We start from the raw sequence: 13,043 nt of genomic DNA, 5'->3' as shown, positions 1-13,043 counted from the left end.
GTACCGCACCTTGCCCTCGGTGACCAGCTCGCCCAGCGCGCCGACAGGGCGCTGTTCCACTGGCGCCCCGCGCGGACTCGCATCCGGCCACATCCCTCGCACTTTCCGAACGCTCGGAGGACATGCGGTGAACGAACTGCCGCAGCAGCTGGTCAACGGCCTGCTACTAGGATCCATGTACGGGCTGGTCGCCATCGGCTACACAATGGTCTACGGCATCGTCCAGCTCATCAACTTCGCCCACGGCGAGATATTCATGACGGGAGCGTTCGGCGCTCTCACCGTCTGGCTCTGGCTCCCCGGCGGCACCAGCATGTGGATCGCGCTGCCGCTGATGATCATCGGCGCCGTCGTCGTCGCGGTCGCCATCGCCGTCGGAGCGGAACGATTCGCCTACCGGCCACTCCGCAACGCCCCGCGACTCGCCCCCCTGATCACCGCCATCGGCCTCTCGCTGGCGCTCCAGCAGGCCGTCTGGGCCTGGTACCCGGAAGCGAAGTCCGCGCGCACCTTCCCGCAGATCCCCGGCGGCCCCTTCGAGATCGGCAGCGTCACCATCCAGACCGGCGACATCTTCCTCGTCGTCGCCGCCCCCATCAGCATGGCCGTCCTCGCCTACTTCGTGATGAAGACCCGCACCGGCCGCGGCATGCAGGCCACCGCGCAGGACCCGGACACCGCCAAGCTCATGGGCGTCAACACCGACCGCATCATCGTGATCGCCTTCGCGCTCGGCGCCGCGTTCGCCGCCGTCGGAGCCGTCGCCTACGGCCTGAAGTACGGCGAGATCAACTTCCGCATGGGCTTCATCCTCGGTCTGAAGGCCTTCACCGCAGCCGTCCTCGGCGGCATCGGCAACATCTACGGAGCCATGATCGGCGGCGTGGTCCTCGGCGTGGCCGAGACCCTGGCCACCGCCTACATCGCCGACATCCCCGGCATGGACAAGTTCGGCAGCCAGTCCTGGGCCGACGTCTGGGCCTTCGTACTCCTCATCCTCGTACTGCTGTTCAGGCCCCAGGGCCTGCTCGGCGAGCGCGTCGCGGACAGGGCGTGAGACCGATGACCACACAGACCACCGCACCCGACACCCCCAGCGCCCGCAAGGCCGACACCCCCACCGGCCTGCTGCCCCTGCCCGAGAAGGCCGCCCGCGCCCTCGCCCTCGGCGGCAGCGCGCTGACGATCGTCTCCACCTTCCTCGCCTGGACCTGGACCGCCGACTTCCCCGGCGACCTCACCGTCTACGGCTACCCCGGCGGCCTCCAGGTCCTCGTCCTCATCGGCGCACTCCTCGCCACCCTCTTCGCCCTGGCCTCCTACGGCGTCCGCGGCCTCGGATGGCTCGCACCCGCCGGCGCCGACGCCGCCCTCCGGTTCGCCACCCTCGCCACCTTCGCCACCAGCTGGTACACCGTCCTCGCGATCAGCGTCGACCTCGGCGGACTCGTCAACCTGGAACCCGGCGGCTTCCTCGTCGCCCTCGCCAGCCTCGCCGCCCTCGCCGGCGCCCTCGCCCTGCCCTTCCAGCGCCCCGAACCCGAGCCGATCGACCCCGACGACACCGGCTGGGAGAAGTTCAAGCACGGCGCCGCCCACCAGTGGGAGACCACCAAGGCGGTCTTCGCCGCCGGCAGCCCCCGCCCCGTGGCCACCCTGCCCTCGTACGCCGAAATCCTGATCATCGTCGCGATGCTCGCCCTCGGCCTGATCGTCTTCACCTACGGCATCGGCACCGAGTACGACGAACTGTTCATCGGCTTCCTGATCACCGCGGGCCTCGGCTTCGCCGCCCTCAACAAGGCCGGCCTGATCGCCCACGCCTCCCAGATCGCCTCCCGGCACACCAACATCACCATCTGCGGCGCCTTCGTCGCGGCGGCACTCTTCCCCTTCACCCAGACCAACGACCAGTACGCGACCCTCGGCGTCTACATCCTCATCTTCGCCACCGTCGCCCTCGGCCTGAACATCGTCGTCGGCCTCGCCGGCCTCCTCGACCTCGGATACGTCGCCTTCCTCGGCGTCGGCGCCTACGCCGCGGCCCTCGTCTCCGGCTCCCCCAGCTCACCGTTCCACGTGCACTTCCCGTTCTGGGCCGCCGTACTCGTCGGCGCCGCCGCCTCCCTCGTCTTCGGCGTCCTGATCGGCGCCCCGACGCTCCGGCTGCGCGGCGACTACCTCGCCATCGTCACCCTCGGCTTCGGAGAGATCTTCCGCATCACCGCGAACAACCTCGACGGCACCTCCGGACCCGACCTCACCAACGGCTCCAACGGCATCTCGTCGATCCCCAACCTCGACGTCCTCGGCTTCGACTTCGGCGCCCAGCACGACATGGGCGGCTTCACCATCGGCCGGTTCGCCAACTACTTCTTCCTGATGCTGATCATCACCGCCGTCGTGGTCCTGGTCTTCCGCCGCAGCGGCAACTCCCGCATCGGACGCGCCTGGGTCGCCATCCGCGAGGACGAGACCGCCGCCCTCGCCATGGGCATCAACGGCTTCCGCGTCAAACTCATCGCCTTCGCCGTCGGCGCCTCCCTCGCCGGACTCGCCGGCACCGTCCAGGCCCACGTCACCTACACCGTCACACCCGAGCAGTACCTGTTCGCCGGCCCCATCCCGCCCAACTCCGCCTTCCTGCTCGCCGCGGTCGTCCTCGGCGGCATGGGCACCATCAGCGGCCCCCTCATCGGCGCCGCCCTGCTCTTCCTCATCCCGAACAAACTCCAGTTCCTCGGCAACTACCAGCTCTTCGCCTTCGGTCTCGCACTCATCCTCCTGATGCGGTTCCGCCCCGAGGGCCTCATCCCCAACCGGCGCCGCCAGCTCGAATTCCACGAAGAGGCGGAAGCACCCACCCTCCTGACGAAGGCGGGGGCCTGACCACCATGACCACCGACACCACCACCAAGGACACCGCCCCCGGCGCCACCACGCCCGGCGAGACCGTCCTCGACGCCCGCGGCGTCACCATGCGCTTCGGCGGCCTCACCGCCGTACGCGGCGTCGACCTCACCGTCAACGCAGGCGAGATCGTCGGCCTCATCGGCCCCAACGGCGCAGGCAAGACCACCTTCTTCAACTGCCTCACCGGCCTCTACGTCCCCACCGAGGGCGAGGTCCGCTACAAGGGCGACGTCCTGCCGCCCAAGTCCTTCAAGGTCACCGCGGCCGGCATCGCCCGCACCTTCCAGAACATCCGCCTGTTCGCCAACATGACGGTCCTGGAAAACGTCCTCGTCGGCCGGCACACCCGCACCAAAGAAGGCTTCTGGTCCGCCGTCCTGCGCGGCCCCGGCTTCCACAAGGCCGAGAAGGCCTCCAGGGACCGGGCCATGGAACTGCTGGCGTTCGTCGGCCTCGACCACAAGGCCGAACACCTCGCCCGCAACCTCCCCTACGGCGAACAGCGCAAGCTGGAGATCGCCCGCGCCCTCGCCAGCGAGCCCGGCCTGCTGCTCCTCGACGAACCCACCGCCGGCATGAACCCGCAGGAGACCCGGGCCACCGAGGAACTGGTCTTCGCCATCCGGGACATGGGCATCGCCGTCCTCGTCATCGAGCACGACATGCGCTTCATCTTCAACCTGTGCGACCGCGTGGCCGTGCTCGTCCAGGGCGAGAAGCTCATCGAGGGCGACAGCGCCACCGTCCAGGGCGACGAGCGCGTCGTCGCGGCCTACCTCGGCGAGCCCTTCGAGGACGCGCCCGGCGCCGAGGAGGTGGCCGAGGTCGAGGCCGCCGAGGCACACGCCGAGGCGGACGCCGACACCACGGCCACGGGCGCCGACACCACGACCGACGCCGCGCCCGGCAAGGAGAACGACCGATGACCGCACTGCTGGAAGTCGAGGACCTGAGGGTCGCCTACGGCAAGATCGAAGCCGTCAAGGGCATCTCCTTCAAGGTCGAGGCCGGTCAGGTCGTCACCCTCATCGGCACCAACGGCGCCGGCAAGACCACCACCCTGCGCACGCTGTCCGGACTGCTGAAGCCGGTCGGCGGACAGATCAAGTTCAACGGCAGGTCGCTGAAGAAGATCCCCGCCCACCAGGTGGTCTCCCTGGGCCTCGCCCACTCCCCCGAGGGCCGGCACATCTTCCCGCGCATGAGCATCGAGGACAACCTCCGCCTCGGCGCCTTCCTGCGCAACGACAAGCCCGGCATCGAGAAGGACATCCAGCGCGCCTACGACCTCTTCCCCATCCTCGGGGAGCGGCGCAAGCAGGCCGCGGGCACCCTCTCCGGCGGTGAGCAGCAGATGCTCGCCATGGGCAGGGCGCTGATGTCCCAGCCGAAGCTGCTGATGCTGGACGAGCCGTCGATGGGCCTGTCGCCGATCATGATGCAGAAGATCATGGCGACCATCGCCGAACTCAAGGCACAGGGCACCACGATCCTGCTGGTCGAACAGAACGCCCAGGCGGCGCTCTCGCTCGCCGACCAGGGACACGTCATGGAGGTCGGCAACATCGTCCTGTCCGGCACGGGCCAGGACCTGCTGCACGACGAGTCGGTCCGCAAGGCCTACCTCGGCGAGGACTGACCGTTCGCCCACGACAGAGGCCCGCGCCCCCTTCTCCGGGGCGCGGGCCTCTGTCGTGCCGGACGTGCTCAGTCCTTCTTGGCCGCCTTCTTCTCCGCGCTGTCCGCGATGACCGCCTCCGCGACCTGCTGCATCGACATGCGGCGGTCCATCGACGTCTTCTGGATCCAGCGGAACGCGGCCGGCTCCGTCAGGCCGTACTCCGTCTGCAGGATCGACTTCGCGCGGTCCACCAGCTTGCGGGTCTCCAGCCGCTGGGTGAGGTCGGCGACCTCCTGCTCCAGCTGCTTCAGCTCGGTGAACCGGGAGACGGCCATCTCGATCGCCGGGACGACGTCGCTCTTGCTGAACGGCTTCACCAGGTAGGCCATGGCACCGGCGTCCCGGGCACGCTCGACGAGGTCGCGCTGCGAGAAGGCGGTGAGCATCAGGACCGGCGCGATGGACTCCTGGGCGATCTTCTCGGCCGCGGAGATGCCGTCCAGCTTGGGCATCTTCACGTCCAGGATGACCAGGTCCGGCTTGTGCTCGCGGGCCAGCTCGACGGCCTGCTCACCGTCCCCGGCCTCGCCGACGACGGTGTACCCCTCCTCCTCCAGCATCTCTTTGAGGTCGAGCCGGATCAGGGCCTCGTCCTCGGCGATGACGACACGGGTCGTCAGCGGAGGCACGTGCGACTTGTCGTCGTCGGACACGTCTGCGGGCTGGGGCGACTCGGGGGCGGTCACTGAGGCTCCTTGGTACGGGGCAGGCCGGTACTGCTGACAAGAGCCTACCTAGCTACGGTATGGTGGACTGGCAGCGGGTCGGCATTAATCTTCGATTCGCAGGAGCTCCGGTAGTCCAATCGGCAGAGACGATACCCTCAAAAGGTATTCAGTGTGGGTTCGAGTCCCACCCGGGGCACTTTTCCTTCGATTCCAAGGTCGGCAAGATAAGCGGAGGATCACGTTCGCGTGATCTTCCGCTTTTTGCTGCATGTCGCCGTGATCACTCTCGCATGGTGTCCACATGTACGACATCAGCACACGCAAGCGAGCGCTGGCGCTGGTAGCGCAAGGGCGAAGCCTCAGCTCCGTCAGCAGGGAGACGGGGATATCCCGATACGCGATCCGCTCCTGGCAGACCTGCATCGAGCCTGTCGAACGCGTGAGCAAGCCCTGTCCCCGCTGCCAGGAGGTCCCCGGTCCGCCTGAGAACCCGGCCGCCTACGCCTACCTTCTCGGCCTCTACCTCGGCGACGGCTGCATCAATGCTCACCGCCGAGACGTCTACACCATGCGCGTCGTCCTGGACAACGCCTGGCCAGGCATCATCGACGCGTGCGAGGCGGCACTCCGCGCCGTGCGCCCGGACAACAGCGTCTTCCGTGTGCAGAAACAAGGCTGTGCGGCGGTCACCAGCACCAGCAAGCACTGGCCCTGCCTCTTCCCCCAGCACGGCCCCGGTAAGAAGCACGAGCGTCCGATCGTTCTGGAACCCTGGCAGCAAGCCATCGTCGACGCCCACCCCTGGGATTTCATCCGGGGACTCATCCACTCCGACGGCTGCCGTATCACCAACTGGACGACCCGGATGGTCGGTGGTGACCGCAAGCGGTACGAGTATCCGCGCTACTTCTTCACCAACAAGTCGGACGACATCCGGGGCCTGTACACGGACACCCTCGACAAACTCGGCGTCGAATGGACGCACTGCACCCGCGACGGTAACCCGTACAACATCTCCGTCGCCAAGAAGGCCTCCGTCGCCCTCATGGAGACCCACGTCGGCCCCAAGCACTGAAAAGGGCCCCGAAAGGGGCCCGGCCCGTCACTTCGGGCTGTCGTCCTCGCCGATGTGGTGGACGCGGACCATGTTGGTCGAGCCGGAGACGCCGGGCGGGGAGCCGGCCGTGATCACCACGACGTCGCCCTTCTGGCAGCGGCCGTACTTCAGGAGCAGTTCGTCCACCTGGTCGACCATGGCGTCCGTGGAGTCCACGTGCGGCCCGAGGAAGGTCTCCGCGCCCCAGGTGAGGCTGAGCTGGGAGCGGGTGGCCGGCTCCGGGGTGAAGGCGAGGAGCGGGATCGGGGAGCGGTAGCGGGAGAGCCGGCGGGCGGTGTCCCCGGACTGGGTGAACGCGACCAGGAACTTCGCGCCGAGGAAGTCGCCCATCTCGGCGGCGGCCCGGGCGACCGCGCCGCCCTGGGTGCGGGGCTTGTTCCGCTCGGTGAGCGGCGGCAGGCCGGCGGCCAGCATGTCCTCCTCGGCCGCTTCGACGATCTTCGCCATGGTGCGCACGGTCTCGACCGGGTACTTGCCGACGCTGGTCTCGCCGGAGAGCATGACCGCGTCCGTGCCGTCGAGGACGGCGTTGGCGACGTCGGAGGCCTCGGCGCGGGTGGGCCGGGAGTTCTCGATCATCGAGTCGAGCATCTGGGTGGCGACGATCACCGGTTTGGCGTTGCGCTTGGCGAGCTTGATGGCGCGTTTCTGGACGATCGGCACCTGTTCCAGCGGCATCTCCACGCCCAGGTCGCCGCGTGCGACCATCAGCCCGTCGAAGGCGGCCACGATGCCGTCGAGGTCGGTCACGGCCTGCGGTTTCTCGATCTTGGCGATCACCGGGAGGCGGCGGCCTTCTTCGGCCATGATCCGGTGCACGTCGACGACGTCGTCTCCGTTGCGGACGAAGGAGAGGGCGATCACGTCGAAGCCGGTGCGCAGCGCCCAGCGCAGGTCGTCCTCGTCCTTCTTGGAGAGGGCGGGGACGGAGACGGCCACGCCGGGGAGGTTCAGGCCCTTGTGGTCGGAGATGACGCCGCCTTCGAGGACCCGGGTGTGCACGCGGGGGCCGTCGACGTCGGTGACCTCGAGGCAGACCTTGCCGTCGTCCACGAGGATGCGCTCGCCGGGGGTGACGTCGGTGGCGAGGCCGGCGTGGGTGGTGCCGCAGCGGTGGCGGTCGCCGTGGACGCCTTCCTCCACGGTGATGGTGAAGGGGTCGTCGCGTTCAAGGAGTACGGGGCCTTCGGCGAAGCGGCCGAGCCGGATCTTCGGGCCCTGAAGGTCGGCGAGGATTCCGACGCTGCGGCCGGTTTCGTCGGCCGCTTTTCGCACGCGCTGGTACCGCTCCTCGTGCTCGGCGTGGGTGCCGTGGCTGAGGTTGAACCGGGCGACGTCCATTCCGGCCTCGACCAGTGCCTTGATCTGGTCGTACGAGTCGGTGGCGGGCCCCAATGTACAGACGATCTTTGCTCGGCGCATGAGTCGAGCCTATGGCTTACCGGCGGGTAGAGAATTGGCGCCGTGTGACCACTCAACGGACTTTGGGCGAAGGGTTATTGACAAGTGTTGAATTGTGCGGTGGTCCGCTCCTATGAGCGATGGTCACCAGATCGCAACCTTCCGGACCTGTTGCCGTAAGTCATGCGCAGGTCAGAATCTACGCGCGTTGTCATGTGCGTGCGTTGTTGTGCCACCGCCAAGGAGACCGAGAGATGCCGTTGAACCGCCGGAAGTTCCTGAAGAAGTCCGCCGCCACCGGGGCGGGAGTGGCGATCGCCGGCGCGGCGGCGGCTCCGGCGGCCGAGGCGGCGGAGGCGGGGAAGCCCGGGCACCCCGTGAAGCGGTACTCCCTGACGGTCATGGGCACCACCGACCTGCACGGGCACGTCTTCAACTGGGACTACTTCAAGGACGCCGAGTACGCCGACAAGGCGGGCAACGCGATGGGCCTGGCCCGTATCTCGACCCTGGTCGAGCAGGTGCGCGAGGAGAAGGGCCGCTGCAACACGCTGCTGCTGGACGCGGGTGACACCATCCAGGGCACCCCGCTCACCTATTACTACGCGAAGGTGGACCCGATCACCGCCAAGGGCGGTCCGGTGCACCCGATGGCGCAGGCGATGAACGCGATCGGGTACGACGCGGCGGCCCTCGGCAACCACGAGTTCAACTACGGCATCGAGACGCTGCGGAAGTTCGAGGACCAGCTCGACTTCCCGCTGCTCGGCGCCAACGCGGTGGACGCGAAGACGCTGAAGCCGGCCTTCCCGCCGTACTTCATGAAGACCTTCCACGTGCCGGGCGCCAAGCCGGTCAAGGTCGCCGTCCTGGGCCTGACCAACCCGGGCATCGCGATCTGGGACAAGGCCTACGTGCAGGGCAAGCTGGCCTTCCCTGGTCTGGAGGAGCAGGCCGCGAAGTGGGTGCCGAAGCTGCGGTCGATGGGGGCCGACGTGGTCGTCGTCTCGGCGCACTCGGGCACCTCGGGCACGTCGTCGTACGGCGACCAGGTGCCGTACGTGGAGAACGCGGCGGCCAACGTGGCCAGGCGGGTGCCGGGCATCGACGCGATCCTGGTCGGCCACGCGCACGTGGAGATCCCGGAGCTGAAGGTCGTCAACGAGCAGACCGGGAAGACGGTCGTGCTGTCCGAGCCGCTGTGCTTCGCCGAGCGGCTGACCCTCTTCGACATCGAGCTGGTGTTCGGCAAGGGCCGCTGGGAGGTCGAGTCGGTCTCCGCCTCGCTGCGCAACTCCAACAGCGTCGCCGACGACCCGAAGATCACCAAGCTGCTGACCGACGAGCACAAGAAGGTCGTCGCGTACGTCAACCAGGTCGTGGGCCGGGCGACCGAGACCCTGACGACCGTCGAGGCCCGCTACAAGGACGCCCCGATCATCGACCTGATCACCAAGGTCCAGGAGGACGTGGTGAAGGCGGCGCTCACGGGTACCGAGTACGCCTCGCTGCCGGTGATCGCGCAGGCCTCGCCGTTCTCCCGGACCTCCGAGATCCCGGCCGGCGACGTCACCATCCGGGACCTGTCGAGCCTGTACGTGTACGACAACACGCTGGTCGCCAAGCTGATGACGGGCGCCCAGGTGCGTGCCTACCTGGAGTACTCCGCGGAGTACTACGTGCAGACGGCCGCCGACGCCCCGGTGGACGTGGAGAAGCTGACCAACGCCGGTGGCCGCCCGGACTACAACTACGACTACGTCTCGGGCCTGTCCTACGACATCGACGTCGCCCAGCCCGCCGGGTCGCGGATCAAGAACCTGACCTTCGCCGGGGCCGCGCTGGACGACGCGCAGCAGTTCGTGTTCGCCGTGAACAACTACCGGGCCAACGGCGGCGGTGCCTTCCCGTACGTGGCCACCGCCAAGGAGCTGTGGTCGGAGTCGACGGAGATCCGCACCCGGATCGCGGAGTGGGTGACCGCGAAGGGTGTCCTGGACCCGAAGGACTTCGCGTCGGTGGACTGGAAGCTGGTGCGCGACGGCAAGCCGGTCTTCTAGAGCCGCGGCAGTAGCGGGTCGACGGCGTCGGCGATCGTCTTCGCGCCGGCGCCGTCGACGTGCGGCCGTCGCCTCCTGTGGCGACGCTCACCTGCCCTCGACGAGCGGGGTGAGCCGCTGCGGCTGCCTGCCCTGCGGCACCCGGGCAGCGGGCTCCTCGAGTCCGAAGGAGGTGAAGGCGGTGCGGGACGGCAGCGGGTACGGCTCCTTTCCGGTGAGGGAGTTGAGGATGGTGGCGCTGCGCCAGGCGGCGAGGCCGAGGTCGGGTGCGCCGATGCCGTGCGTGTGCAGTTCGGCGTTCTGGACGTAGACCGAGCCGGTGACCGAGGGGTCCAGCACGAGGCGGTACTCCTCGTCGACGCGCGGGCGTTCGCTGCTGTCGCGGCGGATGTAGGGGTCGAGTCCGGCGAGGAGGCGATCGAGGGGGCGTTCGCGGTAGCCGGTGGCCAGGACGACGGCGTCGGTGGTGAGCCGGGAGCGGCTGTCCTGCTGGAGGTGCTCCAGGTGCAGCTCGATCTTGCTGGTGGCGATCCGGCCGGCGGTGCGGACGCGGACGCCGGGGGTGAGGACGGCGTCGGGCCAGCCGCCGTCCAGGGTGCGCCGGTACAGCTCGTCGTGGATGGCGGCGATGGTGCCGGCGTCGATGCCCTTGTACAGCTGCCACTGGGAGGCGACGAGCCGGTCGCGGACGGGCTCGGCGAGGGCGTGGAAGTAGCGCGTGTAGTCGGGTGTGAAGTGTTCGAGGCCGAGCTTGGAGTACTCCATGGGCGCGAAGGCTTCGGTACGGCCGATCCAGCGCAGCTTCTCCTGGCCGGGCGGGCGGTGCCGGAGCAGGTCCAGGAAGACCTCGGCGCCGGACTGTCCGGAGCCGACGACGGTGACGTGCCCGGCGGCGAGGAGCCTGTCGCGGTGGTCGAGGTAGTCGGCGGCGTGGACGACGGGCACGCCGGGCGCGTCCACCAGGGGCCTGAGGGGGTCGGGCACGTAGGGGGCGGTGCCGATGCCGAGGACGACGTTGCGGGCGTAGGTGCGGCCGAGGGCCTCCGCCTCGCCGTCGGCGTCGAGCTGGGTGAAGTCCACCTCGAACACGTCGCGTTCGGAGTTCCAGCGGATGCCGTCGACCTGGTGGCGGAAGCGCAGTCCGGGCAGCTGCCCGGCGACCCAGCGGCCGTAGGCGTCGTACTCGGCGCGCTGGATGTGGAGGTGCTCGGCGAAGTAGAAGGGGAAGAGCCGTTCGCGGGTCTTGAGGTAGTTGAGGAAGCTCCAGGGGCTGGTGGGGTCGGCGAGGGTCACCAGGTCGGCGAGGAAGGGCACTTGGACGGTGGAGCCGTCGATGAGCAGGCCGGGGTGCCAGTCGAAGTCGGGACGCTGTTCGTAGAAGACGGCGTCGAGTTCGGCGAGTGGCTGGGCGAGCGCGGCGAGGGAGAGGTTGCAGGGGCCGATGCCGACGCCGACCAGGTCGCGGGGGGAGGCGGGCTCGTGGCGTGGGGGGTGGGTCATCCGGGGAGGCTTCTTTCGGCGAGTTCGACGAGTTTGAGCAGGTGGGTCAGGTCGTCCGGCCGGGTGTGGGGGTTCAGGACGGTGGCCTTGAGCCAGAGCCGGCCGTCGAGTCGGGCGCGGCCGAGGACGGCCCGGCCCTCGTGCAGCAGCCGTCGGCGTACGGTGGCCACGGCGTCGTCGTCGGCCTCGGCCGGCCGGAACAGGACGGTGCTGATGACGGGGCGGTCGTACAGGTCGAAGCCGGGGTGTTCGCGGATCAGTGCGGCGAACTCGCGGGCGCGGGCGCAGACCTGGTCGACCAGGGCGCCGAGCCCGCTGCGGCCCAGTGTCTTCAGGGTGACGGCGATCTTCAGGATGTCGGGGCGGCGGCTGGTGCGCGGGGAGCGGCCGAGCAGGTCGGGGAGTCCGGCGTCGGTGTCGTCGTCGGCGTTCAGGTAGTCGGCGCGCTGGTGGAGTGCGGTGAGTTCGTGCGGGCGGGCGACGGCGAGGAGTCCGGCGGCGACCGGTTGCCAGCCCAGTTTGTGCAGGTCGAGGGTGACGGTGTGGGCGGCTTCGAGTCCGGCGAGTCGGTCGCGGTGCCGGTCGCTGAACAGGAGGCCGCCGCCGTAGGCCGCGTCGATGTGCAGCCGGGCGCCGTGGGCGGTGCACAGGCCGGCGATCTCGGGCAGCGGGTCGATGAGGCCGGCGTCGGTGGTGCCGGCGGTGGCGGCGACGAGCACGGGGCCGGGGAGTGCGGTGAGGGCGTCGTGGAGGGCGGCCGGGTCGAGGGTGCCGTCGGGTGCCGGGACGACGACCGGGTCGGGCAGGCCGAGCAGCCAGGCGGCGCGGGGCAGCGAGTGGTGGGCGTTCTCGCCGCAGACGAGGCGTACGCCGCCGTGTGCCTCGCGGGCGAGCAGCAGGGCGAGTTGGTTGGACTCGGTGCCGCCGGTGGTGACGAGGGCGTCGGCGAGGCCGGCGGTGCGGGCGAGGGTGCGGGTGACGGCGGCCTCCAGGGCGGAGGCGGCCGGGGCCTGGTCCCAGGAGTCCAGGGAGGGGTTGAGGGCGCTGGCGGCGAGGTCGGCCGCGGTGGCCACGGCGAGCGGCGGGCAGTGCAGGTGGGCCGTGCACAGCGGGTCGGCGGGGTCGGCGGAGCCGGCGGCGAGCGCGTGCACGAGGGCGCGCAGGGCGTCCGGGTCGCCGGTGTCGGGCAGGACGTCCCCGAGGGCGTCGGCGACGCGCGTGGCGACGGCGTCCGGTCCGCCGGCGGGCAGTGGTCCGCCGCGCTCGTCGCGGCCGGCCGCGAGGGCGTCGAGCACGGTGTCGAGGAGGGGCCGCAGGGCGTCGGGGCCGGCGGGGCCGGAGGCGAGGGGCGGCACGCTCACGGGCTCTCCTGCGCTCATGGGCTCTCCTCCGGGCAGGGGAACGTCCGGCGGGCATCCAGGGCCCGGGGCTTCCGGCGTGTGGGTGGAGTTCCAGCTTGTACCGGAAGGGGGTCCTGTGTCCCGGAAGCCGGGCGAACGGAACCCGAAAGTGTGTACTGCCGTACCCCTGCGAGAGGTTGGGGCGGCCTGGCTCCTCGGGCCCGCGCCGGGAGGCCGGCGGCGCGGTCCCGGGACCGGCGGGCGAAGGCGCGGGCCGGGGTGCCGGGGAGCCCAGGCTGCCGCCCGGCACCCGGTGGCCGGCCGGCCGGTGCCGCCGGTAGAGGCGGGCCGCCCGGCGGAAGA

Annotated in this window: 10 protein-coding genes and 1 tRNA gene; 7 read left to right on the top strand and 4 right to left on the bottom strand. The window is 69.8% G+C overall.

Going from position 1 to position 13,043, the window contains the following annotated elements:
* Nucleotides 1-127 precede the first annotated feature (127 nt).
* From ABZV94_RS35815 to ABZV94_RS35800, 4 genes are read left to right on the top strand one after another with little or no spacing between them, the layout of a single operon-like run.
* Nucleotides 128-1,057, top strand: a complete 930-nt coding sequence (locus ABZV94_RS35815; RefSeq protein WP_356348120.1) for a branched-chain amino acid ABC transporter permease — start codon at nt 128-130, stop codon at nt 1,055-1,057.
* A gap of 5 nt (nt 1,058-1,062) precedes the next feature.
* A complete protein-coding gene (locus ABZV94_RS35810; protein ID WP_356348117.1) occupies nt 1,063-2,889 on the top strand; it encodes a branched-chain amino acid ABC transporter permease in 1,827 nt (608 codons plus the stop codon).
* A 5-nt stretch (nt 2,890-2,894) separates the two neighbouring features.
* Entirely contained in the window at nt 2,895-3,839 is a 945-nt protein-coding gene (locus ABZV94_RS35805; protein WP_356348115.1) for an ABC transporter ATP-binding protein, read from the top strand.
* Nucleotides 3,836-4,552 carry an ABC transporter ATP-binding protein gene (locus ABZV94_RS35800; RefSeq protein WP_103815113.1) on the top strand — a complete coding sequence of 239 codons (717 nt, stop codon included), beginning with the start codon at nt 3,836-3,838 and terminating at the stop codon, nt 4,550-4,552. The genes ABZV94_RS35805 and ABZV94_RS35800 overlap by 4 nt, the downstream gene beginning before the upstream one ends.
* A 68-nt stretch (nt 4,553-4,620) precedes the next feature.
* Here the strand turns inward: ABZV94_RS35800 and ABZV94_RS35795 are convergent, their stop codons facing one another.
* Nucleotides 4,621-5,280: a response regulator gene (locus ABZV94_RS35795; protein ID WP_356348112.1), complete on the bottom strand. Its 660-nt coding sequence runs from the start codon at nt 5,278-5,280 to the stop codon at nt 4,621-4,623.
* Nucleotides 5,281-5,384: 104 nt separating this feature from the next.
* On the opposite strand from ABZV94_RS35795, the gene ABZV94_RS35790 reads away from it, so the two are divergent.
* Both ABZV94_RS35790 and ABZV94_RS35785 read left to right on the top strand, forming a co-directional pair.
* A tRNA-Leu gene (locus ABZV94_RS35790) sits at nt 5,385-5,458 on the top strand.
* 105 nt (nt 5,459-5,563) lie between these two features.
* Entirely contained in the window at nt 5,564-6,337 is a 774-nt protein-coding gene (locus ABZV94_RS35785) for a helix-turn-helix domain-containing protein (RefSeq protein ID WP_356348109.1), read from the top strand.
* 27 nt (nt 6,338-6,364) lie between these two features.
* On the opposite strand, the gene pyk is transcribed toward ABZV94_RS35785, so the two are convergent.
* Complete coding sequence (pyk, locus tag ABZV94_RS35780) at nt 6,365-7,801, bottom strand: pyruvate kinase (RefSeq protein ID WP_356348106.1); 1,437 nt, start codon at nt 7,799-7,801, stop codon at nt 6,365-6,367.
* A gap of 233 nt (nt 7,802-8,034) precedes the next feature.
* Between pyk and ABZV94_RS35775 the strand changes: the two genes are divergently transcribed.
* Entirely contained in the window at nt 8,035-9,840 is a 1,806-nt protein-coding gene (locus ABZV94_RS35775; protein ID WP_356348104.1) for a 5'-nucleotidase C-terminal domain-containing protein, read from the top strand.
* Between the two features lie 87 nt (nt 9,841-9,927).
* Here the strand turns inward: ABZV94_RS35775 and ABZV94_RS35770 are convergent, their stop codons facing one another.
* Both ABZV94_RS35770 and ABZV94_RS35765 read right to left on the bottom strand, forming a co-directional pair.
* Nucleotides 9,928-11,340, bottom strand: coding sequence for a SidA/IucD/PvdA family monooxygenase (locus tag ABZV94_RS35770; protein WP_356348102.1), 1,413 nt, complete (start codon nt 11,338-11,340; stop codon nt 9,928-9,930).
* Nucleotides 11,337-12,701, bottom strand: a complete 1,365-nt coding sequence (locus ABZV94_RS35765) for an aminotransferase class V-fold PLP-dependent enzyme (RefSeq protein WP_356348122.1) — start codon at nt 12,699-12,701, stop codon at nt 11,337-11,339. The genes ABZV94_RS35770 and ABZV94_RS35765 overlap by 4 nt, the downstream gene beginning before the upstream one ends.
* Nucleotides 12,702-13,043 lie beyond the last annotated feature (342 nt).

It is taken from the genome of Streptomyces sp. NPDC004658 (genome assembly GCF_040609555.1).
Taxonomy (GTDB): Bacteria; Actinomycetota; Actinomycetes; order Streptomycetales; family Streptomycetaceae; genus Streptomyces.
This window is presented reverse-complemented; position numbering and strand designations above follow the sequence as displayed.